This is a genomic window from Pseudomonas sp. R1-6 (assembly GCF_051132115.1).
GTDB lineage: Bacteria > Pseudomonadota > Gammaproteobacteria > Pseudomonadales > Pseudomonadaceae > Aquipseudomonas.
The window spans coordinates 625,838-646,048 of sequence record NZ_CP071662.1; the positions used below are offsets into that span (position 1 = coordinate 625,838).

At 59.6% G+C, this 20,211-nt stretch carries 21 protein-coding genes; 15 read left to right on the forward strand and 6 right to left on the reverse strand.

The window, feature by feature from the left end:
- Nucleotides 1-3 precede the first annotated feature (3 nt).
- The 10 genes from rplO to bfr all read left to right on the forward strand — a co-directional run bounded on the left by rplO (nucleotide 4) and on the right by bfr (nucleotide 7,228).
- Nucleotides 4-441, forward strand: coding sequence for a 50S ribosomal protein L15 (gene rplO / locus J3P81_RS02890; RefSeq protein WP_003186032.1), 438 nt, complete (start codon nucleotides 4-6; stop codon nucleotides 439-441).
- Complete coding sequence (secY, locus tag J3P81_RS02895) at nucleotides 442-1,770, forward strand: preprotein translocase subunit SecY (protein WP_018612224.1); 1,329 nt, start codon at nucleotides 442-444, stop codon at nucleotides 1,768-1,770.
- A gap of 30 nt (nucleotides 1,771-1,800) precedes the next feature.
- Nucleotides 1,801-1,917: a 50S ribosomal protein L36 gene (gene rpmJ, locus J3P81_RS02900; protein ID WP_002555468.1), complete on the forward strand. Its 117-nt coding sequence runs from the start codon at nucleotides 1,801-1,803 to the stop codon at nucleotides 1,915-1,917.
- Between the two features lie 130 nt (nucleotides 1,918-2,047).
- Nucleotides 2,048-2,404 (forward strand): 30S ribosomal protein S13, encoded by a 357-nt coding sequence (gene rpsM / locus J3P81_RS02905; protein ID WP_009045849.1) that lies wholly within the window; start codon nucleotides 2,048-2,050, stop codon nucleotides 2,402-2,404.
- Between the two features lie 30 nt (nucleotides 2,405-2,434).
- Complete coding sequence (rpsK, locus tag J3P81_RS02910) at nucleotides 2,435-2,824, forward strand: 30S ribosomal protein S11 (protein ID WP_002555466.1); 390 nt, start codon at nucleotides 2,435-2,437, stop codon at nucleotides 2,822-2,824.
- An 18-nt stretch (nucleotides 2,825-2,842) separates the two neighbouring features.
- A complete protein-coding gene (gene rpsD, locus J3P81_RS02915) occupies nucleotides 2,843-3,463 on the forward strand; it encodes a 30S ribosomal protein S4 (protein WP_003176404.1) in 621 nt (206 codons plus the stop codon).
- A 22-nt stretch (nucleotides 3,464-3,485) separates the two neighbouring features.
- Nucleotides 3,486-4,487: a DNA-directed RNA polymerase subunit alpha gene (locus J3P81_RS02920; RefSeq protein WP_420767527.1), complete on the forward strand. Its 1,002-nt coding sequence runs from the start codon at nucleotides 3,486-3,488 to the stop codon at nucleotides 4,485-4,487.
- 42 nt (nucleotides 4,488-4,529) lie between these two features.
- Nucleotides 4,530-4,916 carry a 50S ribosomal protein L17 gene (gene rplQ, locus J3P81_RS02925; protein WP_003176402.1) on the forward strand — a complete coding sequence of 129 codons (387 nt, stop codon included), beginning with the start codon at nucleotides 4,530-4,532 and terminating at the stop codon, nucleotides 4,914-4,916.
- A gap of 240 nt (nucleotides 4,917-5,156) precedes the next feature.
- Nucleotides 5,157-6,605 carry a catalase gene (locus J3P81_RS02930; protein WP_434562046.1) on the forward strand — a complete coding sequence of 483 codons (1,449 nt, stop codon included), beginning with the start codon at nucleotides 5,157-5,159 and terminating at the stop codon, nucleotides 6,603-6,605.
- Between the two features lie 158 nt (nucleotides 6,606-6,763).
- Nucleotides 6,764-7,228, forward strand: a complete 465-nt coding sequence (bfr, locus tag J3P81_RS02935; RefSeq protein ID WP_420767529.1) for a bacterioferritin — start codon at nucleotides 6,764-6,766, stop codon at nucleotides 7,226-7,228.
- Nucleotides 7,229-7,307: 79 nt separating this feature from the next.
- Here bfr and uvrA read toward each other — a convergent pair whose 3' ends face one another.
- Complete coding sequence (gene uvrA / locus J3P81_RS02940; RefSeq protein WP_434562048.1) at nucleotides 7,308-10,142, reverse strand: excinuclease ABC subunit UvrA; 2,835 nt, start codon at nucleotides 10,140-10,142, stop codon at nucleotides 7,308-7,310.
- Nucleotides 10,143-10,310: 168 nt separating this feature from the next.
- On the opposite strand from uvrA, the gene J3P81_RS02945 reads away from it, so the two are divergent.
- Complete coding sequence (locus J3P81_RS02945; RefSeq protein WP_434562050.1) at nucleotides 10,311-11,708, forward strand: MFS transporter; 1,398 nt, start codon at nucleotides 10,311-10,313, stop codon at nucleotides 11,706-11,708.
- A gap of 9 nt (nucleotides 11,709-11,717) precedes the next feature.
- Nucleotides 11,718-12,233, forward strand: coding sequence for a single-stranded DNA-binding protein (locus J3P81_RS02950; RefSeq protein ID WP_024778338.1), 516 nt, complete (start codon nucleotides 11,718-11,720; stop codon nucleotides 12,231-12,233).
- 91 nt (nucleotides 12,234-12,324) lie between these two features.
- On the opposite strand, the gene J3P81_RS02955 is transcribed toward J3P81_RS02950, so the two are convergent.
- Nucleotides 12,325-12,882, reverse strand: coding sequence for a cysteine hydrolase family protein (locus tag J3P81_RS02955; protein ID WP_420767532.1), 558 nt, complete (start codon nucleotides 12,880-12,882; stop codon nucleotides 12,325-12,327).
- A gap of 98 nt (nucleotides 12,883-12,980) precedes the next feature.
- On the opposite strand from J3P81_RS02955, the gene J3P81_RS02960 reads away from it, so the two are divergent.
- The 3 genes from J3P81_RS02960 (at nucleotide 12,981) to J3P81_RS02970 (ending at nucleotide 16,024) form a co-directional block, all read left to right on the forward strand.
- A complete protein-coding gene (locus J3P81_RS02960) occupies nucleotides 12,981-13,976 on the forward strand; it encodes a GlxA family transcriptional regulator (RefSeq protein WP_434562052.1) in 996 nt (331 codons plus the stop codon).
- 190 nt (nucleotides 13,977-14,166) lie between these two features.
- Complete coding sequence (locus tag J3P81_RS02965) at nucleotides 14,167-15,276, forward strand: DUF3182 family protein (RefSeq protein WP_420767534.1); 1,110 nt, start codon at nucleotides 14,167-14,169, stop codon at nucleotides 15,274-15,276.
- Nucleotides 15,266-16,024, forward strand: coding sequence for an alpha/beta hydrolase family protein (locus J3P81_RS02970; protein ID WP_305498458.1), 759 nt, complete (start codon nucleotides 15,266-15,268; stop codon nucleotides 16,022-16,024). The genes J3P81_RS02965 and J3P81_RS02970 overlap by 11 nt, the downstream gene beginning before the upstream one ends.
- 44 nt (nucleotides 16,025-16,068) lie before the next feature.
- On the opposite strand, the gene J3P81_RS02975 is transcribed toward J3P81_RS02970, so the two are convergent.
- Genes J3P81_RS02975 through J3P81_RS02990 form a run of 4 tightly spaced genes read right to left on the reverse strand, consistent with a single transcriptional unit; the run spans nucleotide 16,069 to nucleotide 20,093 of the window.
- Complete coding sequence (locus J3P81_RS02975) at nucleotides 16,069-17,070, reverse strand: lysylphosphatidylglycerol synthase domain-containing protein (RefSeq protein ID WP_420767535.1); 1,002 nt, start codon at nucleotides 17,068-17,070, stop codon at nucleotides 16,069-16,071.
- Nucleotides 17,057-18,355, reverse strand: a complete 1,299-nt coding sequence (gene clsB / locus J3P81_RS02980; RefSeq protein WP_420767536.1) for a cardiolipin synthase ClsB — start codon at nucleotides 18,353-18,355, stop codon at nucleotides 17,057-17,059. The genes J3P81_RS02975 and clsB overlap by 14 nt, the downstream gene beginning before the upstream one ends.
- A complete protein-coding gene (locus J3P81_RS02985; protein WP_420767537.1) occupies nucleotides 18,352-19,170 on the reverse strand; it encodes an endonuclease/exonuclease/phosphatase family protein in 819 nt (272 codons plus the stop codon). Before J3P81_RS02985 ends, clsB begins: the two co-directional genes overlap by 4 nt.
- Nucleotides 19,167-20,093 carry a DUF72 domain-containing protein gene (locus tag J3P81_RS02990; protein WP_420767538.1) on the reverse strand — a complete coding sequence of 309 codons (927 nt, stop codon included), beginning with the start codon at nucleotides 20,091-20,093 and terminating at the stop codon, nucleotides 19,167-19,169. Before J3P81_RS02990 ends, J3P81_RS02985 begins: the two co-directional genes overlap by 4 nt.
- Between the last annotated feature and the right edge of the window lie 118 nt (nucleotides 20,094-20,211).

A 20,211-nucleotide genomic window follows, 5' to 3' on the forward strand; every position in this document is an offset into this window, starting at 1 on the left:
TCGATGAAACTCAATGATCTGAGTCCAGCGCCGGGTTCCCGTCGCGAAAAGCATCGTCCGGGCCGTGGTATCGGTAGTGGTTTGGGCAAGACCGGTGGCCGTGGCCACAAAGGTCAGACCTCCCGCTCCGGTGGCACCATCGCTCCAGGCTTTGAAGGCGGTCAACAGCCGCTGCATCGTCGCCTGCCGAAATTCGGTTTCGTTTCCCTGAAAGCCATGGACCGCGCTGAAGTGCGTCTGTCCGAGCTGGCCAAAGTGGACGGCGACATCGTCACCGTGCAGTCCCTGAAGGATGCCAACGTGATCAACCAGAACGTACAGCGTGTGAAAATCATGCTGTCGGGCGAAGTTGCTCGTGCTGTCACCATCGGAAAGGGAATCGGCGCCACCAAAGGTGCGCGTGCGGCTATCGAAGCAGCTGGCGGCAAGTTCGAGGAATAAATGGCTAAGCAAGGTGCTCTCTCTGCGCTCGGCAAAGGCGGTATGTCTGAACTCTGGGCTCGTCTGCGTTTTCTGTTCCTGGCGATTATCGTCTACCGAATAGGCGCACACATCCCGGTTCCAGGTATCAACCCGGACCGACTCGCGGACCTGTTTCGACAGAATGAGGGGACCATTCTTAGCTTGTTCAACATGTTTTCCGGCGGCGCGCTGGAGCGGATGAGCATCTTTGCACTGGGGATCATGCCGTACATTTCGGCATCGATCATCATGCAGCTGATGTCCGCTGTCAGTCCGCAGTTGGAGCAGTTGAAGAAGGAAGGTGAAGCTGGCCGTCGCAAGATCAGCCAGTACACCCGCTACCTCACTGTCGTCCTCGCTCTCGTCCAGGCCGTTGGCATGTCCATCGGTCTGGCGGGGCAGGGCGTAGCGTTCACTGGTGACTTTGGCTTCCATTTCGTCGCGGTAACCACTTTTGTGGCGGGCGCGATGTTCATGATGTGGCTGGGTGAGCAGATTACTGAGCGTGGTGTTGGCAACGGTATCTCGATGTTGATCTTCGCAGGTATCGTCGCCGGTCTTCCGAGAGCGATCGGGCAGTCTTTCGAGTCTGCGCGTCAGGGCGATATCAACATCTTTGCTCTGGTTGCCATCGGTTTGCTGGCAGTAGCGATTATCGGTTTCGTGGTGTTCATCGAGCGTGGTCAGCGTCGTATTGCTGTTCACTACGCCAAGCGTCAGCAGGGCCGTAAGGTTTTTGCTGCGCAGACCAGCCACTTGCCGTTGAAGGTGAACATGGCCGGTGTTATCCCGGCCATTTTCGCGAGCAGCATCTTGCTGTTCCCGGCTTCGTTGGGTGCCTGGTTCGGCCAGTCTGAAGGTATGGGCTGGTTGCAGGACATCTCGCAGTCGATCGCTCCTGGTCAGCCGTTGAATATTCTGCTGTTTAGTGCAGGGATTATTTTCTTCTGCTTCTTCTATACGGCGTTGATGTTCAATCCGAAAGACGTAGCGGAAAACCTGAAGAAGTCCGGTGCCTTTATTCCGGGTATCCGTCCTGGTGAGCAGTCTGCGCGCTACATTGATGGCGTTCTGACTCGTTTGACCTTGTTCGGTGCTCTTTACATGACGGCCGTCTGCTTGCTTCCCCAGTTCCTGGTGGTTGCGGCAAACGTTCCGTTCTACCTTGGCGGGACCTCGTTGCTGATCGTGGTCGTGGTTGTGATGGACTTCATGTCCCAAGTACAATCGCACCTCGTTTCGCACCAGTACGAATCCCTGATGAAGAAAGCCAACCTGAAGGGCTACGGCAGCGGCATGTTGCGCTGAGTAGCGTCCATAAGGTTCGAGGAGTTGGTGATGAAAGTTCGTGCATCGGTGAAAAAGCTGTGCCGCAACTGCAAGATTATTCGCCGCGAAGGTGTTGTTCGGGTAATTTGCAGCGCGGAACCGCGTCACAAACAGCGCCAAGGCTGAGTGTGATTGTGCTTTAAGCCCGGCAGCTAGTGCGCTGCCGGGTTGATTATTTGTTATTACAGCGATATTATCTCGCGCCCTATTTCTTGGCTTCCGGGGCGTAGGTAGCTGTCAATTGGAGTCCCACTGAATGGCCCGTATTGCAGGCGTTAACATTCCAGATAACAAGCATACTGTTATCTCGCTGACCTACATCTATGGTGTTGGTCGCACTACTGCACAGAAAATTTGTGCAGAGACTGGGGTCAACCCAGCCGCAAAGATCAAGGATCTGAGCGACGAGCAAATTGAACAGCTGCGTGGCGAAGTGGCGAAGTTCACCACTGAAGGTGACCTGCGTCGCGAAATCAACATGAAAATCAAGCGCTTGATGGACCTCGGTTGCTATCGCGGTCTGCGTCATCGTCGTGGTCTGCCAGTACGCGGTCAGCGTACCAAGACCAACGCGCGTACCCGTAAAGGTCCGCGTAAGCCGATCCGCAAGTAATCGCCCCAGCGAATCGACAGGAATTTAATCATGGCAAAACCTGCTGCTCGTCCTCGTAAAAAAGTTAAAAAGACAGTGGTTGATGGCATCGCCCACATCCATGCTTCTTTTAACAACACCATCGTGACCATTACCGACCGTCAAGGTAACGCTCTTTCCTGGGCTACCTCCGGTGGTTCGGGTTTCCGCGGTTCCCGCAAGTCCACCCCGTTCGCTGCTCAAGTAGCTGCTGAGCGTGCTGGTCAAGCTGCGCTGGAATACGGCCTGAAAAACCTCGACGTCAACGTCAAAGGTCCAGGTCCAGGTCGTGAATCCGCAGTCCGCGCTTTGAACGGCTGTGGCTACAAGATCGCCAGCATCACCGACGTGACGCCAATCCCGCACAACGGGTGCCGTCCGCCGAAGAAGCGCCGCGTGTAATCCAGGAGATTGTAAAGAATGGCTCGTTACATTGGTCCAAAATGCAAACTCGCTCGTCGCGAAGGCACCGATCTCTTCCTGAAGAGCGGCGTGCGCGCGATCGAATCGAAGTGCAACATCGAAGCAGCACCTGGTATCCACGGCCAACGCCGCGGTCGCCAGTCCGACTACGGCACCCAACTGCGTGAAAAGCAGAAGGTCCGTCGTATCTACGGCGTTCTCGAGCGTCAATTCAGCGGCTACTACAAAGAAGCTGCTGGCAAGAAAGGCGCAACCGGCGAAAACCTGTTGCAGCTGCTCGAATGCCGCCTGGACAACGTTGTATACCGTATGGGTTTCGGTTCTACTCGTGCCGAATCCCGTCAGCTGGTATCGCACAAGTCGATCAGCGTTAACGGCCAGACCGTGAACGTTCCGTCCTACCAGGTTCGTGCTGGTGACGTGGTTGCTGTTCGCGAGAAAGCAAAGAACCAACTTCGCATTGTCCAAGCTCTCGATCTGTGTGCCCAACGTGGCCGCGTAGAATGGGTAGAAGTAGACACTGAGAAGAAGTCGGGCGTTTTCAAGAACGTTCCTGCTCGCAGTGATCTGTCCGCCGACATCAACGAAAGCCTGATTGTCGAGCTCTACTCCAAGTAAGGGCTAGAAAATAGGTGCATCCATGCAGATTTCGGTAAATGAGTTCCTGACACCCCGCCATATTGATGTGCAGGTTGTCAGTCCAACCCGCGCCAAGATCACACTCGAGCCTCTCGAGCGTGGTTTCGGCCACACCCTGGGCAACGCGCTGCGCCGCATCCTGTTGTCCTCAATGCCCGGCTGTGCAGTAGTCGAGGCCGAGATTGACGGTGTGCTCCATGAGTACAGCGCCATCGAAGGTGTACAGGAAGACGTAATTGAAATCCTGTTGAACCTTAAAGGTCTGGCTATCAAGCTGCACGGTCGTGACGAAGTTACGCTGACCTTGTCGAAGAAGGGTTCGGGGGTGGTTACCGCTGCCGATATTCAGCTGGATCATGATGTCGAGATCGTTAACCCCGATCACGTAATCGCTAACCTGGCGTCTAACGGCGCCCTGAACATGAAGCTCACCGTAGCTCGTGGTCGTGGTTATGAACCGGCAGACTCGCGTCAGAGCGATGAAGACGAAAGCCGCAGCATTGGTCGCTTGCAGCTTGACTCTTCGTTCAGCCCGGTTCGCCGTATCGCATACGTGGTGGAAAACGCCCGTGTCGAACAGCGTACCAACCTGGACAAGCTGGTTATTGATCTGGAAACCAACGGTACCCTGGATCCTGAAGAGGCAATCCGCCGCGCTGCAACCATTCTGCAACAGCAGTTGGCTGCGTTCGTCGACCTCAAGGGTGACATCGTGCCTGAGGCTATCGAGCAGGAAGACGAGATCGATCCGATCCTGCTTCGCCCGGTTGACGATCTGGAACTGACTGTACGTTCGGCTAACTGCCTTAAGGCGGAAAACATCTACTACATCGGCGACCTGATTCAGCGTACCGAAGTAGAGCTGTTGAAGACTCCGAACCTTGGCAAGAAATCCTTGACTGAAATCAAGGACGTTCTGGCCTCCCGCGGTCTGTCCCTCGGCATGCGCCTCGACAACTGGCCGCCTGCAAGTCTTAAGAAGGACGACAAGGCGACTGCCTGATCGTCGTAATCACCGAACGTTGTGTTTGGTAAGGAATGAACCATGCGTCATCGTAAAAGTGGTCGTCACCTGAGCCGCACCAGCTCGCACCGCAAGGCCATGTTCCAGAACATGGCGGTGTCGCTGTTCGAGCACGAGCTGATCAAAACTACACTGCCGAAAGCCAAAGAACTGCGCCGCGTTGCCGAGCCGCTGATCACTCTGGCCAAGACAGACAGCCTGGCTAACCGCCGCCTGGCCTTCGACCGTACCCGTTCGAAAGCCATCGTTGGTAAGCTCTTCAACGACCTGGGCAAGCGTTACGCTACCCGTGAGGGTGGCTACCTGCGCATCCTCAAGTGCGGTTTCCGCGCTGGCGACAACGCGCCTATGGCGTACGTCGAGTTGGTTGATCGTGCTACTGCTGGCGAAGCTGTAAGCGCCGAGTAAGACGACAGTCTGCAACGAAGAACCGGGCCCAGTGCCCGGTTTTTTGTGCTCGCAAGAAAAGAGCTTATTCATACAAGCTTGCTTGGGTCGCAAACGCCACTATATGGCGTTGGGGTTGTTGTTAGATAATTTCTATTGAAGCGCACGATTTAATGAATTTGTGGCGCTCATCTTGTTGATCAATACTCCTCACCAGCCGATTAGCCGGCAGTCCGAAGACCGACCTAGGAAGAATTGAGCATGAGCCAGATCAAAACGCTTACGACCGCTAGCGGCGCCCCCGTCGCCGATAACCAGAACTCTCGCTCCGCAGGTCCTCGTGGCCCGCTGCTGCTCGATGATTTCCACTTGATCGAGAAGCTTGCTCATTTCAACCGCGAAAATATTCCCGAGCGTCGTGTGCACGCTAAAGGGTCGGGCGCATACGGTACGTTTACCGTAACGCGTGACATTACCCAATACACCAGCGCCAAGCTGTTCGAATCGGTCGGTAAGCAGACGCCTACGTTCCTTCGCTTCTCTACCGTGGGCGGCGAACGCGGTTCTGCGGATACCGAGCGCGATCCTCGAGGCTTCGCCCTTAAGTTCTACACAGAAGAAGGTAACTGGGACATCGTTGGCAACAACACCCCGGTGTTCTTCATCCGCGACCCGCTGAAATTCCCAGACTTCATCCACACTCAGAAACGCTTGCCGCAAAGCAACCTCAAGAGTGCCCAGATGATGTGGGATTTCTGGTCGCATTCCCCAGAGGCGCTGCACCAGGTCACCATTCTGTTTTCCGATCGGGGTATTCCTGACGGCTACCGTCATATGCACGGCTTCGGCAGTCACACCTACAGCCTGATCAATGGCCAAGGCGAGCGTCACTGGGTTAAATGGCACTACAAGACCAAGCAAGGCATCAAGAATCTCGCGCCGGCCGAAGCCGCGCGCCTGGCGGGCACCGATCCGGATTACGCCCAGCGTGACCTGTTCAATGCGATTGAGCGCGGTGACTTTCCAAAATGGAGCGTCTGCATCCAAATCATGAGCGAAGCCCAGGCTGCAGCCCATTACGAGAATCCGTTCGACGTGACCAAGACCTGGTCGCAGAAGGAATTCCCGCTGATCGAAGTCGGCGAACTCGAGCTGAATCGTAATCCCTTGAACTACTTTGCCGAAGTGGAGCAAGCGGCGTTCGGGCCGAGCAACATGGTGCCGGGCGTGGGTCTTTCGCCTGATCGCATGTTGCAGGGCCGTGTATTCGCCTACGCCGATGCTCACCGCTACCGCGTAGGTACCAACCACCAGCAACTGCCGGTGAATGCTCCCCGCAGCCCGGTCAATACCTACCAGCGCGACGGTTCCATGGCTTTTGGCAGTAACGGCGGCGCAGCGCCAAACTATGAGCCCAACAGTTACGTGGAGGCGCCGAAGCAAGCCCCGCGTTATGCGGAGCCGGCGCTGGCCCTCAGCGGTGCAGCGGATCGTTATGATCATCGCGAGGACACCGACTACTACAGCCATGCAGGTGCGCTGTTCCGCTTGATGAACGAGGAACAGAAGGCGCTGTTGATCAGCAATATCGCCGGTGCAATGGCAGGGGTGTCGGCTGACGTGATTGATCGCCAACTGCAGCATTTCTTCAAGGCAGACCCTGCTTACGGAGAGGGTATCGCGAAGGCGTTGGGCGTACAGCTTAACTAAGTCTAAACGAGAAGCAGAACCGCCCTCATTTGGGCGGTTTTTGCGTTATTTAGCGCTCTTTTCTTAGATTTTCTTCGCTTTTGTTCCGCTGGGCGAGTGACCTTGCAGTCAGCTTGGTTCAAACTAGAGCCTTTCAAAGCTTGTGGAGATGTAGGGCGATGCAAGGTCACCCAGACGTAATCGATTACCTCAACACGTTGCTGACCGGCGAACTGGCGGCCCGTGATCAATATTTCATCCATTCGCGGATGTACGAGGATTGGGGTTTTACCGAGCTCTACGAACGTATCAACCATGAGATGGAAGAAGAGGCTCAGCACGCCGATGCGCTGATGCGCCGGATCCTGATGCTTGAAGGCACGCCACGCATGCGTCCGGACGACCTGGACATCGGCACTACCGTGCCTGACATGCTCGCTGCCGACTTGCGTTTGGAGTACAAGGTTCGCGCTGCTTTGTGTAAAGGTATCGAGCTGTGCGAGCAGCACAACGACTATGTAACTCGCGAGATCTTACGTGTGCAGCTCAACGACACCGAAGAAGATCACACTTACTGGCTGGAAAAACAGTTGGGCCTGATCAAGCTGATCGGGTTGGAGAATTACCTGCAATCGCAATATTGATCGTAGGCAGGCTCTCTCTGGAAAGCGAAAAGCCCCTGGCATCGATGAGATGCCAGGGGCTTTTTCGTGTCCGGGCCAATCAGTCCCGGTCACGCTCCAGCAATGGCTTGAGGTAGTGCCCAGTGTGGGACTGCTTCATTTCCGCCACTTGTTCCGGCGTACCTACCGCGATGATCTGTCCGCCCTTGGATCCGCCCTCCGGCCCCAGGTCCACCAGCCAGTCAGCGGTCTTGATCACGTCCAGGTTGTGCTCGATAACCACCACGGTGTTGCCGTGATCGCGCAGGCGGTGGAGCACGTCGAGCAACTGCTGGATATCGGCGAAATGCAGACCGGTGGTCGGCTCGTCGAGGATATACAGGGTCTTGCCGGTATCGCGCTTGGACAGCTCGCGGGATAGCTTCACCCGTTGGGCCTCCCCACCGGACAAGGTCGTCGCCGATTGCCCGAGCTTGATGTACGAAAGGCCTACATCCATCAATGTCTGGAGCTTGCGCGCCAATGCTGGCACCGCGTCGAAGAAGACCCGGGCCTCTTCGATGGTCATCTCCAGGGTTTCGTGGATGTTCTTGCCCTTGTACTTGATCTCCAGTGTTTCCCGGTTGTAGCGCTTGCTCTTGCATACGTCGCACGGCACGTAGATATCGGGCAGGAAGTGCATTTCCACCTTGATCAAGCCATCGCCCTGGCAGGCTTCGCAGCGTCCGCCCTTGACGTTGAACGAGAACCGGCCTGGCCCGTAGCCCCGTGAGCGCGATTCCGGTACGCTGGCGAACAGCTCACGGATCGGTGTGAACAATCCGGTGTATGTCGCGGGGTTGGAACGTGGCGTCCGGCCAATCGGGCTCTGGTCGATGTCAACGACTTTATCGAGATGCTCGAGGCCCTTGATGCTGTCGTGGGCGGCGGCTTCCAGGGTCGTGGCACCGTTCAAGGCCGTGGCGCTCAGCGGGAACAGCGTGTTGTTGATCAACGTCGACTTGCCGGAGCCGGATACGCCGGTGACGCAGGTCAGCAGACCAATGGGAATTTCCAGGTCGACATTGCGCAAGTTGTTGCCGCGGGCGCCCTTGAGGGTCAGCGACAACTTCTTGTTACGCGGCGTACGTTTGGCCGGCACCTTGATCTTCACTCGGCCAGACAGGTACTTGCCGGTCAACGAGTCAGGGTGCGCCATGACCTCGGCCGCCGTCCCTTGGGCGACAATGTGGCCGCCGTGCACGCCCGCGCCGGGACCGATGTCCACTACATAGTCGGCCAGGCGGATAGCGTCCTCATCGTGCTCGACCACGATGACTGTGTTGCCAATGTCCCGCAGGTGTTTCAGCGTTCCGAGCAAGCGGTCGTTGTCCCGCTGATGCAGGCCAATGGACGGTTCGTCGAGGATGTACATGACGCCCACCAGGCCGGCGCCGATCTGGCTGGCGAGGCGGATACGCTGGGCCTCGCCACCAGACAGCGTGTCAGCGCTGCGGTCGAGGGTCAGGTAGTCCAGGCCTACGTTCACGAGGAACTGCAAGCGCTCGCGGATTTCCTTGAGGATCTTGTCGGCGATTTCGCCCCGACGGCCCGTCAGCTTGAGCCCACCGAAATAATCGGTCGCATCGCCGATCGGCAGGCTGGTCACCGCCGGCAAGGTTTTCTCGCCGACCCACACGTGCCGCGCCTCCCGGCGCAAACGGGTGCCGCGGCAGTCCGGGCAGGGCTGGGTGCTGAGGAACTTGGCCAGTTCCTCACGCACGCTGGCCGACTCGGTCTCGCGGTAGCGCCGCTCCAGGTTGGGCACGATGCCTTCGAACGGGTGGGAGCGCTTGACGATATCGCCACGGTCGTTCAGGTATTTGAAGTCGACGTTTTGCGAGCCGCTGCCTTGCAGGATGAACTTCTGCTGTTCGGCGGGCAGTTCGTTGAAGGGTTTGTCCAGGCTGAACTTATAGTGAGCCGCCAGCGACCCGAGCATCTGGAAATAGTAGACGTTACGCCTGTCCCAGCCGCGAATCGCGCCCTCGGCCAGGGTCAGTTCGCCATTGACCAAACGCTTGGTGTCGAAGAACTGCTTGACCCCCAGACCGTCGCAGGTCGGGCAAGCGCCGGCCGGGTTGTTGAACGAGAACAGCTTGGGCTCCAGCTCGCTGATGGCGTGGCCGCAGATCGGGCAGGCAAAGCGCGCGGAAAAGATGATCTCTTCGCCGGGTTCGTCGTCCATCGGCGCAACCAACGCTATGCCGTCCGCCAGTTTCAGGGCCGTCTCGAAGGATTCGGCGAGGCGCTGTTGCAGGTCGCCCCGGACCTTGAAACGGTCCACTACCACGTCGATCGAGTGCTTCTTCTGTTTATCCAGCTTCGGCAGTTCGTCCAGCTCGCACAGCTTGCCGTTGACCCGGGCACGTACGAAGCCTTGAGCGCGCAGTTCTTCGAACACCATAAGGTGTTCGCCCTTGCGCTCGCGTATGACCGGCGCCAGGAGCATCAACTTGCTGCCTTCGGGTTGGGCCAGCACCAGGTCGACCATCTGGCTGACGGTCTGGGCTTCCAGCGGGATGTCGTGATCGGGGCAGCGGGGCATGCCGACACGCGCATACAGCAGGCGCAGGTAGTCGTAGATCTCGGTAATGGTGCCTACCGTCGACCTCGGGTTGTGGGAGGTCGATTTCTGCTCGATGGAGATCGCCGGCGACAGGCCTTCGATGGTGTCGACGTCGGGTTTTTCCATCATCGACAAGAACTGCCGGGCATACGCCGACAGCGATTCGACATAGCGTCGTTGGCCTTCGGCGTACAAGGTATCGAAGGCCAGGGATGATTTACCGGATCCGGACAGGCCGGTGATGACGATCAGCTTGTCCCGGGGCAGGGTCAGGTCGATGTTCTTCAGGTTGTGGGTACGGGCCCCACGAATCAGGATCTTGTCCAAAGTGGCCTCGCTCGGCGGGCGTCGAAAACGTAGGAGTATACGGGTAAACACTGGATGGATACACACTATCAAGTGTCATACATGAAGACTGCGCGGCAAACGGTCGCCATATACCCCCTCAATCGATGGGACTGGTAGAATCCCCGCCGGTTCACACGAGGTTTTTCCATGCACGATCCCCACAGCGAACGCATGAGTAGCGGCGAGACCCGCGCGGCAAGCGGTCTGGCCCTGGTGTTCGCCTTCCGCATGCTGGGCATGTTCATGGTGTTGCCGGTACTGGCGACCTATGGCATGGACCTGGCGGGCGCGACCCCGGCCCTCATCGGGTTGGCGATCGGCGCCTATGGCCTGACCCAGGCCATTTTCCAGATTCCCTTCGGCATTATTTCCGACCGTATCGGGCGACGTCCCGTCATTTACCTGGGGCTCATCGTGTTTGCCCTCGGCAGTGTGCTGGCGGCGAACGCGGATTCGATCTGGGGCGTGATCGCCGGACGGATCCTGCAAGGGGCGGGGGCGATTTCCGCCGCCGTCATGGCCTTGCTGTCAGACCTGACTCGCGAACAGCATCGGACAAAAGCCATGGCCATGATCGGCATGACGATTGGTCTGTCGTTCGCGGTCGCCATGGTTCTAGGACCATTGGTGACGCGTGCCTTTGGCTTATCGGGCCTGTTCCTGGCAACCGGTGCCATGGCATTGGTCGGTATCCTCATCGTCGCGGTCTTCGTGCCGCGCTCTACCGGGCCCTTGCAGCACCGCGAATCCGGCGTGGCCCGCCAGGCGCTGGTGCCGACACTCAGACATCCCGACCTGCTGCGCCTGGACCTGGGCATCTTCGTCCTCCACGCCATGCTGATGTCCAGCTTCGTGGCCCTGCCGCTGGCACTTGTGCAAAAGGCCGGCCTGCCCAAGGAGCAGCATTGGTGGGTATACCTGACGGCACTGGTTATTTCGTTCTTCGCCATGGTCCCGTTCATCATCTATGGCGAGAAGCGACGCAAAATGAAACGAGTTTTACTCGGCGCCGTCGTGACCCTCATGCTCACTGAGCTATTCTTCTGGCAGTTCGGCGACAGCCTGCGGGCCCTGGTGATCGGCACCGTGGTTTTCTTTACCGCGTTCAATCTGCTGGAGGCGTCGTTACCGTCGCTGATCAGCAAGGTTTCACCGGCGGGCGGCAAGGGCACGGCGATGGGGGTGTATTCCACCAGCCAATTCCTCGGTTCGGCGTTGGGCGGGATTCTCGGCGGCTGGCTGTTCCAGCATGGCGGTTTGTCGGTTGTGTTCCTGGGTTGCGCCGCGCTGGCTGCACTTTGGTTGGCCTTTGCTGTTACCATGCGCGAACCTCCGTATGTGACGAGCCTGCGCTTGCCGTTGTCGCCCGAAGCCATTCGCGAAGCAGGCCTGGCCGAGCGCCTCAGGGCCGTCGTTGGAGTAACCGATGCAGTGGTGGTCGCCGACGAGGCGGCCGTATACATCAAACTGGACACCGAATTATTGGATCGTGCGACGCTCGAGCGCCTGGTGAACAACCCGGCCCCGGCAGCGTGCGAAGCCTAGGAGAACGTTATGGCCCGTGGGGTTAACAAAGTCATATTGGTCGGTACTTGCGGCCAGGATCCAGAAGTTCGCTACCTGCCTAACGGCAACGCCGTGACCAACCTGAGCCTGGCGACCAGCGAACAATGGACCGACAAGCAGACCGGCCAGAAGGTCGAGAAGACCGAATGGCACCGCGTGTCGATGTTCGGCAAAGTGGCCGAGATCGCCGGCGAATACCTGCGCAAGGGTTCGCAGGTGTACATCGAAGGCAAGCTGCAGACCCGCGAGTGGGAAAAGGACGGCATCAAGCGCTACACCACTGAAATCGTGGTCGACATGCAAGGCACCATGCAATTGCTTGGTGGCCGTCCGCAAGGCGACCAGCAGCAGGGTGGCAACAACTACCAGCAGTCCGCCCCGCGCCAGCAAGCCCCTCGTCCGCAGTCAGCGCCACAGCCACAACGCGAGCGCCCGGCCCCACAACAGGCCGCGCCGCAGCCGGCACCGGATTTCGACAGCTTCGATGACGATATTCCGTTCTGAGGCAGCTCTGAGCATCAAGCCCCAAGCTCCAAGCTAAAACAAAACCGCGCTTCGGTTCCCGAGGCGCGGTTTTTTTCTGCCTGAGAGTTGGTTAGGGCTTTTCGACAGCCAGTAGTTGTTCCGTACTCACCACCTTCGCATAGGCAAACCCCAGCGCTGACATGAACGCGGCATGGACATGGGCAGCAGGGACGACAAGCCCATTGAATTCCAGGTCGCGGCTGGCGCAGGCGTCGTGGACCACCGTCACCTCATAACCCATGTCAGCGGCCGCCCGCGTAATGCCGTCGATGCACATGTGGCTCATGCTACCCACGACCACCAGCCGTTCGATACCGTGATGCTCGAGTGTCGCTTGCAGCTCGGTTTCGCGAAACGCATTGACGAAGTGTTTGAGCACCACCGGTTCGTCGGCGCGGTTGGTTACCTTGGGGTGCAACTGCGCGCCTTCGGAGCCTGGCGTGAAGAAAGGGGCCTGGTCGGAAGTGAATTCGTGGCGGATGTGAATCACCTGGTTTGCGGCCTGGCGAAACGCCTCGATCAACCTGGCGGCGTTATCGGCGGCTGCTTCGGCGCCGGCCAGAGGCCATTTCCCTTGGGGGAAGTAGTCATTCTGGATATCGACTACGATGAGCGCTTGCTTGGACATGGGGTCTTCCTCGTTTAATCAGGATGTGGCGCCAGTATTGGCGTTTGTCCGGGATTCGACGATTGGCCGCAACGACAATAAGCGAGGGAAAACTGACAATGGCGCAGGAAAGGGCATTCGTCGAACTCGGCGTGCTGATCTACCCCGGCGCGCAAATGGCGGCGGTGCACGGTTTGACCGACCTGTTTGCGGTGGCGGATGCCATCGCGGCGGAGCAGGCCAGTGTGCAATTGCCACGGCTGCGCGTAAGTCACTGGCAAACGGCGAACGGCGAAGTGCCGTCGCGGGTGTTTGCCAGCGATGCCGGTCCGCACGCGCCCTTGACCGCCTTGTTGATACCGCCCTCTATTGCCGGCTTCAATGAAGCTATCGCGACGCCGACACTGATGGATTGGCTACGGACGCAGCACGCAGGCGGCACCGTTTTGGGCGGGGTTTGCGTCGGCTCGATCCTGCTGGCCGAAAGCGGTTTGCTGAATGGGCGCAGCGCGACCACCCATTGGACTTCAGCCACGACCTTCGCGGCGCGTTATCCCAAGATCAAGCTGGACGCCGATAAACCCATTGTGGACGACGGCGATCTGATCACCACCGCCGGGCTCATGGCCTGGGCGGAGCTTGGGCTGCGGCTGGTGGATCGTCTGCTCGGGCCAAGCATCGCCACACGCACCGCGCAGTTTCTGGTGATCGAGCACAGCGACAGCGCGAGCCAGTGCGGCAGCAATTTCGCGCCAATCCTGGGGCATGGCGACGGTGCGATCCTGAAGGTGCAACACTGGCTGCAACGCAGCGGCGCGGTGGATGTTTCCCTTGGCGCGATGGCCGAACAGGCGGGACTGGAAGAGCGCACCTTCCTGCGCAGGTTCCGCGCGGCCACGGGCCTCAAGCCCACCGAATACTGCCAGCACCTGCGAGTTGGCAAGGCCCGGGAAATGCTGGAATTCACCAACGGCACCATCGATCACATCGCCTGGACCGTCGGCTATCAGGACCCTTCTGCCTTTCGAGCGACTTTCAAGAAAATCACCGGCTTAGCGCCGAGTGACTACCGGGCGAAATTTGGCGTGACCCCTCAGAACGCACCCAGAGGCTGACGGGGATGTGCGCAGCGGTCGTGCAAATTGCCGGACGGCCGCTTGCAGTCGTGCAGAATGAAACAGGCCCCGTGCCACATTATTCGCCCATCCCCCCGTTTCCTCGACCGTTCGTCCCCCGCCGAGCCGTTGGCCTGATCTCTGCAATCCTTATAGCTACGGCTATTGAGCGCAGTTAAAAGGACAACGCATGACGTCGATCCCTCGTGACAAATTAGTGGTGGCCCACTCGGTCAATCCCCAGGCACCCCTGCATGAAGTCGAAACCAATAGGGCTCTGGCCCGCTGGTTGGCGAATATCCTTGGCTTGGAATACGGCGGCAGTTACGACAGCCAGCAACACGCCGAGCGGGATTTGTATCTGTTGCCAACGCAAACTCTGATCGGTCCAGAGGCCGCGTTGCGTCTGGGCGTCAAGGGACCGGACGATCTTTGGGGCGGCTATGTCGATCACGATTTCATCTGCACCAAGGCGATTGCCCATGGTCTGTTGAATAAGGACGCGGTCGCGCCGAAGGGCTGGTCACCGCTGTTCGGCAAGTTGACCCGTGGCGTCGTGCTTGATGGTGTCAGCGTCTTCTCGCTCAAGGATGCGCGCCAGGCCGCCGAGCATTTGCTCTACGCCGGGCCGATTCGCTTCAAGCCAATCCATGCTTGTGCCGGACGGGGTCAGCGGGTTATCCGCAGCATCGCGCAATTCGATGAAATCGTCGCGGCTCCAGACGCCCAGGCGTTATTCAGCGAGGGGATCGTGCTGGAGCAGAACCTCAATGAGGTCAAGACCCAGAGCGTGGGCCAGAGCTTTATCAACGGCAAGGTCCTGAGCTATTGCGGCGTCCAGCACCTGACCCGCGACAACCAAGGCGAAGAGGTCTACGGCGGCTCTGACCTGCTGGTGGCTCAGGGTGGCTACATCGAGTTGCTCGGCCTGGAATTGCCGGACGATGTACGCGAAGCGGTGCGGTTGGCGCAGGTGTTCGATGACGCTGCCAACCAGGCGTATCCCACGTTCTTTGCTTCGCGGCGCAACTACGACATTGCCCAAGGGACCGACACCGGTGGCCAATTTCGCGGCGGCGTGCTGGAGCAGTCGTGGCGAATGGGCGGCGCCAGCAGCGCGGAGCTCGCGGCATTGCAGGTGTTTGTCGAGGATCCCGCGACCCGCGCGGTTCGGGTGTCCTCGGTTGAGACCTACACCGACCAACCACTGCCGGCCGGCGCTACGGAGGTTTATCGCGGCGCGGCAGAGAATGGTGATTTCCTACTCAAATACGTAACGGTCCAATCCTATGACGGCTAGAAGCGAAACCATCCAGATTGCCATTGACGATGAGCATATGAACGGGACCTTCCTCAGCCCCAAGTCGAAGGTCCCCGGCGTGTTGTTCGTACACGGTTGGGGCGGCAGCCAGGAGCGCGACCTGGAGCGGGCCAAGGGCATCGCCGGCCTGGGCTGTGTCTGCCTGACGTTCGACTTGCGCGGGCATACGGGGGGCGCCGGGATCCCGCTGTCACGGGTCACGCGGGAGGACAATCTGCGGGACCTGCTGGCGGCCTACGACCGATTGCTCGCCCATCCCGCCCTCGATACCTCGGCGATAGCCGTGGTTGGCACCAGCTACGGTGGCTACCTGGCCTCGATCCTGACCTCGCTGCGTCCGGTGCGTTGGCTCGCCTTGCGCGTGCCGGCACTTTATCGCGACGAGCAATGGCACACGCCCAAGCGCGACCTGGATAAAGCCGATCTGCTCGATTATCGCAGCACGCTCGTCCATGCCGACACCAATCGCGCCTTGCACGCGTGCTCGCAGTTCACAGGCGATGTGCTGCTGGTGGAGTCCGAGACCGACGATCATGTGCCCCATGCCACCATCATGAGCTACCGCGCCGCCTGTCAGCAGACCCATTCGCTGACCCACCGGATCATCGACGGCGCCGACCATTCCCTGAGCGACCCCGTGTCACAACAGGCCTACACCTCGATCCTGGTGAGCTGGATCACGGAGATGGTGGTGGGCGAGCGGTTGAGCATCATTCAGGAGCGGTAGACATAAGTGTCCAGGCGGGCCTGTTCGTCGGATCAGGCACCGCATCACTTGACCCCAGGCTTGACCCGCAACGCCTTGGCCTTCGCCTCGATCACCAGGTACATCACCACCGTGATCAACAACGGCAGGATGAAATAGATCGCCCGATAGGCAATCAGCCCCGCGATCAAGCTGCCCCGCGACACCTCATGCTGCAGCAGCGCGACGAACACCGCTTCCAGCACGCCGAGCCCAGCGGGAATGTGAGTGATCACCCCGGCGATACTGCTGATCAGCAACACCCCGAGCACCACCGGGTAATCCAGTTTGCTCGGCAGCAACGTAAAGATCACCGCCGCCATCAGCGACCAGTTCAACGCCCCGAGGGCCAGTTGCAGCACGGCCATGCGCAGGGAAGGCAGGTTGATCTCCATCCCACGAACCGTCCAGGCGCGGCGTTTTGAAAAGCGGCAGGCCAGCAGGTAGCCGGCGCTTGCCAGCAACAACAGCGCCCCGACGCCTTGCAGTGCATTGCTGCTCAGCTTCCAGCCTGGAGGCATGGTCACCAGGCCGCTGCTGAACACCACGCCGGCCAGGGTCATATAACCGAACCAGTTGGTTGCCAGGCTCAAGCCCAGGATCTTGGCGATATTGCCCGTGCTCACCCCCAGCCGCGAATAAAGTCGGTAGCGCATGGCGATGCCACCCACCCAGGCGCTGAGGTTGAGATTGAACGCATAACTGATCACCCCCACCGGGAGGATCTGCCGCCACCCAAGTTTCTGCCGGATGTAGGTACGGCCGATCAGATCGAAGCAGGCGTAGGTGACGAAACTGGTGATGGTCAGGGCGGCGGCAATGAAAAGCGTGCGCAGCTTGAAGTCCGCCAGTGTGGTGAAAACCTCGGACCAGTCGATGCGCCGGGCCAATGCGGTGAACAGCACAATCAACAGCAGGAAAAAAGCCAGGGTCAGCGGGCGTTTCCAGCGGCTCCAGCGGGACTTGGGCTTGGCCTGTTCCGGCGCATGGGCATCTCTCGGCGCGGTGTGCGCGTCAGAGTGGTTCATGGGGTTCGCTCCGGACCGCCGTCGGCGGTGAAAAAGGTTTCAGACGTGGTTTATGGGCCGGCAGCCATCCGGCCCAGGCCGGAAAATGACGCAGGAAGTGGAACACCATGAAACCGATAGTCATGCGCCAGAGCAGCCCGCGCGGGGCGTGGTTTTCTGGCATGACGGTGCAGTGATTGCGGCTCAGGTGTTCGAGGCGCTCGAACAGTTCGCGGTTGAAGCCGCGGTCGCGGATCAGCACGTTGGCTTCCAGGTTCAGCGACAGGCTCAGCGGGTCGAGGTTGCTCGAACCCACGGTGGCCCAGTCCTCGTCCACCAGGGCGACCTTGCCATGCAGCGGGCGCTCGCAATATTCGTAGATCGTCACGCCGGCCTTGATCAAATGGTCATAAAGCATCCGCGCCGCGAGCTTGGCGATCATCATGTCCGGTTGCCCTTGCAGGATCAGCCGCACCTCGACGCCGCGTCGCGCGGCGTTGCGCAGCTCACGCAGCAACCGATAACCGGGGAAGAAATAGGCGTTGGCGATCACTACCCGGCGCTGGGCGCTGCGCAGCACTTGCAGGTAGACCTCCTCGATGTCGGTCTGATGCTCGTGGTTATCGCGATAAACCAGGCGCACCTGACCGTCATGATCATTGAATGCCAGCTCGGTACGGCGGCTGCGGCGACGTTGCCACCAATACTTGGCCCGGGCCGGACGCCCGGTTTGCAGCAGCGCGAAGTGATGGATATCCACCACCGCCGGGCCTTTGATCTCCACCGAATAATCCTGCTTGGCCTCGGGGCCGAAATCGCCCAGGTGGTCAGCGGAAAAGTTGATCCCGCCGATGAATGCGATCACGCCATCCACTACCACGATCTTGCGGTGCAGGCGGCGGAACCAGTTGGTGCGGATGCCCAGGTGCCGTGGGGCAGGGTCGAACATTTGCAGGCGTACTCCGGCATCGCTCAACGACGCGAGAAACGCAGTGCTCAGCTCACCGCAACCAAAACCGTCGAGGTTGACGGTGATGCGTACGCCGCGCTTGGCCGCGTCCACCAATATGTCCCGCAGTTCGAAGCCGACCTTGTCCTCGAACAGAATGAAAGTCTCCAGGAGAACTTCTTCCTGGGCACGGCGAATCGCCTCGAAGACACGTGGGAAATACTCCTCTCCGTTTTCCAGGAGCGTGACGCGGTTGTTGCCATGCCAGCCATATTCGACGTCGGCCAGCGCCGGGTTGCGCTCGGTGGGCGGTACCTCGACCTTTTCCACCGTCGCCTTGTTCATCGTCGCGCTCATAATTCAATCTCCACCGACAGCGGTGCGTGGTCGGAAAGGTGCGACCAGGGTCGTACATTCAGTACCTGGGCGTGATGGGCCTTGAGGTTGCGCACATAGATCCGGTCCAGGCGCAAAATCGGCAGGCGTGCCGGAAAACTTCGGGCCGGTTTGCCCCACTGTTCAGCGAACACCTCCCGCAAACCGCAGGGCTCGAGCAGGTCAGTGGCCTTGCCGCGCCAATCGTTGAAATCCCCCGCGACGATCACCGGGGCCTCGGGCGGCAGCTCGCCCAGGCGTTGGCAAAGCAACTTCAATTGTTCGACGCGATGGCCTTCACGCAGCCCCAGGTGGACGCAAATGGCGTGCACGTCCCGTCCACCCTCAGCGTTCGGCAGGCGCAATACGCTGTGCAGCATGCCGCGGCTTTCGTGGCCGCTGATGGACACGTCGAGGTTGTCGTGGCGGATGATCTGGAATTTCGACAGCAACGCGTTCCCATGGTCGCCCGCCGGATACACCGCGTTGCGCCCGTAGGCGAACTGCGGCCAGAGGGTGTCGGCGAGGAATTCGTATTGGGGAATGCTCGGCCAGTTGCTGTAGCGCTGGGGATGGTGCTCGTGGGTGCCATGCACTTCTTGCAGGAACACCACGTCGGCGGAAACGCTGCGCACGGCTTCGCGCAGTTCCGGCAGGATGAAACGCCGGTTCAACGCGGTGAAGCCCTTGTGCGTATTGACCGTCAGCACCGTGAATCGATTGACCTGGTCGAGCAAGCGCTGCGCGGCGTCCTGCAACGGCTCGCGGGTGGCTTCGCTGGATTCTGGCGTGCTCATGGCAATACTCCTTCTGCCGGGCGCTCACCGGGAGCGGTGGCGAGGTGCTTGTCCAGGTCGAAGCGCTCCAGCAGGTGGCGCGCGTCGTAGGGCGCGCGGACCTTGATGTCGTTGTCGAAATAGCAGAACACCTCTCGGCTCTTGCGTGCCCGAGGCTTTTTTTTCGGATCGATCAACTGGGCGTCGCTCGGCTGCGTGCCGTGGCTCCAGGCCTCGATCCGGTCGCCCCAACGCTTGAGCGCCTCGTCGGTATAGCCGCTGGCGTACAGCTCTTCGGCGCCGTGCAGGCGCAGGTAGACGAAGTCACTGGTCACGTCCTCGCGATAGGGCCATTTTCCGGCGGTATCGGCGACCACCAAGGCGACGTCGTAGCGTTTGAGCAGGGCGACGAAGCGTGGGTCGACGAAGCTTTCATGTCGGATCTCCACCGCGTGGCGCAATGGTCGCTTTTTATCGGTCTCGGTGCTGGCGTGGCCGTCCAGGCGCGACTCGTGCTCGCGTGCCAGCGCGGCGGCGGCGTGGGTGTCGTGGGGCAGCTGCTTGAGGAAGTCCTCGAACAGCTCCGGGTCGAATTTGAAGTTGGGCGGAAACTGCCAGAGGATGGCGCCGAGTTTTTCCTTGAGCTCCAGCACCCCGGAAGCGAAGAAATTCGCCAACGGCTTGTGGATATCCCGCAGGCGTTTGACATGGGTGATGAAGCGCGGCGCCTTGACGCTGAACACGAAGCCTGGCGGCGTCTCGGCGTACCACTGGGCATACCGCTCGGGACGTTGCAGGGCGTAGAACGATCCATTGATTTCGATGCTGTTGACCGCTCGAGAGGCGAATTGCAGTTCCCGTTTCTGCGCCAGCCCCTTGGGGTAGAAGTCGCCCCGCCAAGGCGTGTAGCGCCAACCGGAAATGCCAATGTGGATCGCCGTCATGTATCCCTCCCGTGCCAATGACCTCGTACCGCCTGTGTCTTTTGATGACCGCTGGGCGGGCTGGAAAGTTTCGATGGCCTTACCGACGGAAGGGGCTGAGCAGTTGTGGCGAGGGGAT

Excerpts from the sequence above, each read along its gene's own strand:
- J3P81_RS02920 (WP_420767527.1), top strand. The coding sequence starts at position 3,486 with ATGCAGATTTCGGTAAATGAGTTCCTGACACCCCGCCATATTGATGTG.
- bfr (WP_420767529.1), top strand. The coding sequence starts at position 6,764 with ATGCAAGGTCACCCAGACGTAATCGATTACCTCAACACGTTGCTGACC.
- rpsK (WP_002555466.1), top strand. The coding sequence starts at position 2,435 with ATGGCAAAACCTGCTGCTCGTCCTCGTAAAAAAGTTAAAAAGACAGTG.
- rplO (WP_003186032.1), top strand. The coding sequence starts at position 4 with ATGAAACTCAATGATCTGAGTCCAGCGCCGGGTTCCCGTCGCGAAAAG.
- J3P81_RS02965 (WP_420767534.1), top strand. The coding sequence starts at position 14,167 with ATGACGTCGATCCCTCGTGACAAATTAGTGGTGGCCCACTCGGTCAAT.
- clsB (WP_420767536.1), bottom strand. The coding sequence starts at position 18,355 with ATGAGCGCGACGATGAACAAGGCGACGGTGGAAAAGGTCGAGGTACCG.
- rpsD (WP_003176404.1), top strand. The coding sequence starts at position 2,843 with ATGGCTCGTTACATTGGTCCAAAATGCAAACTCGCTCGTCGCGAAGGC.
- rplQ (WP_003176402.1), top strand. The coding sequence starts at position 4,530 with ATGCGTCATCGTAAAAGTGGTCGTCACCTGAGCCGCACCAGCTCGCAC.
- secY (WP_018612224.1), top strand. The coding sequence starts at position 442 with ATGGCTAAGCAAGGTGCTCTCTCTGCGCTCGGCAAAGGCGGTATGTCT.
- rpsM (WP_009045849.1), top strand. The coding sequence starts at position 2,048 with ATGGCCCGTATTGCAGGCGTTAACATTCCAGATAACAAGCATACTGTT.
- J3P81_RS02985 (WP_420767537.1), bottom strand. The coding sequence starts at position 19,170 with ATGAGCACGCCAGAATCCAGCGAAGCCACCCGCGAGCCGTTGCAGGAC.
- rpmJ (WP_002555468.1), top strand. The coding sequence starts at position 1,801 with ATGAAAGTTCGTGCATCGGTGAAAAAGCTGTGCCGCAACTGCAAGATT.
- J3P81_RS02970 (WP_305498458.1), top strand. The coding sequence starts at position 15,266 with ATGACGGCTAGAAGCGAAACCATCCAGATTGCCATTGACGATGAGCAT.
- J3P81_RS02960 (WP_434562052.1), top strand. The coding sequence starts at position 12,981 with ATGGCGCAGGAAAGGGCATTCGTCGAACTCGGCGTGCTGATCTACCCC.
- J3P81_RS02975 (WP_420767535.1), bottom strand. The coding sequence starts at position 17,070 with ATGAACCACTCTGACGCGCACACCGCGCCGAGAGATGCCCATGCGCCG.
- J3P81_RS02955 (WP_420767532.1), bottom strand. The coding sequence starts at position 12,882 with ATGTCCAAGCAAGCGCTCATCGTAGTCGATATCCAGAATGACTACTTC.
- J3P81_RS02950 (WP_024778338.1), top strand. The coding sequence starts at position 11,718 with ATGGCCCGTGGGGTTAACAAAGTCATATTGGTCGGTACTTGCGGCCAG.
- J3P81_RS02930 (WP_434562046.1), top strand. The coding sequence starts at position 5,157 with ATGAGCCAGATCAAAACGCTTACGACCGCTAGCGGCGCCCCCGTCGCC.
- J3P81_RS02945 (WP_434562050.1), top strand. The coding sequence starts at position 10,311 with ATGCACGATCCCCACAGCGAACGCATGAGTAGCGGCGAGACCCGCGCG.
- J3P81_RS02990 (WP_420767538.1), bottom strand. The coding sequence starts at position 20,093 with ATGACGGCGATCCACATTGGCATTTCCGGTTGGCGCTACACGCCTTGG.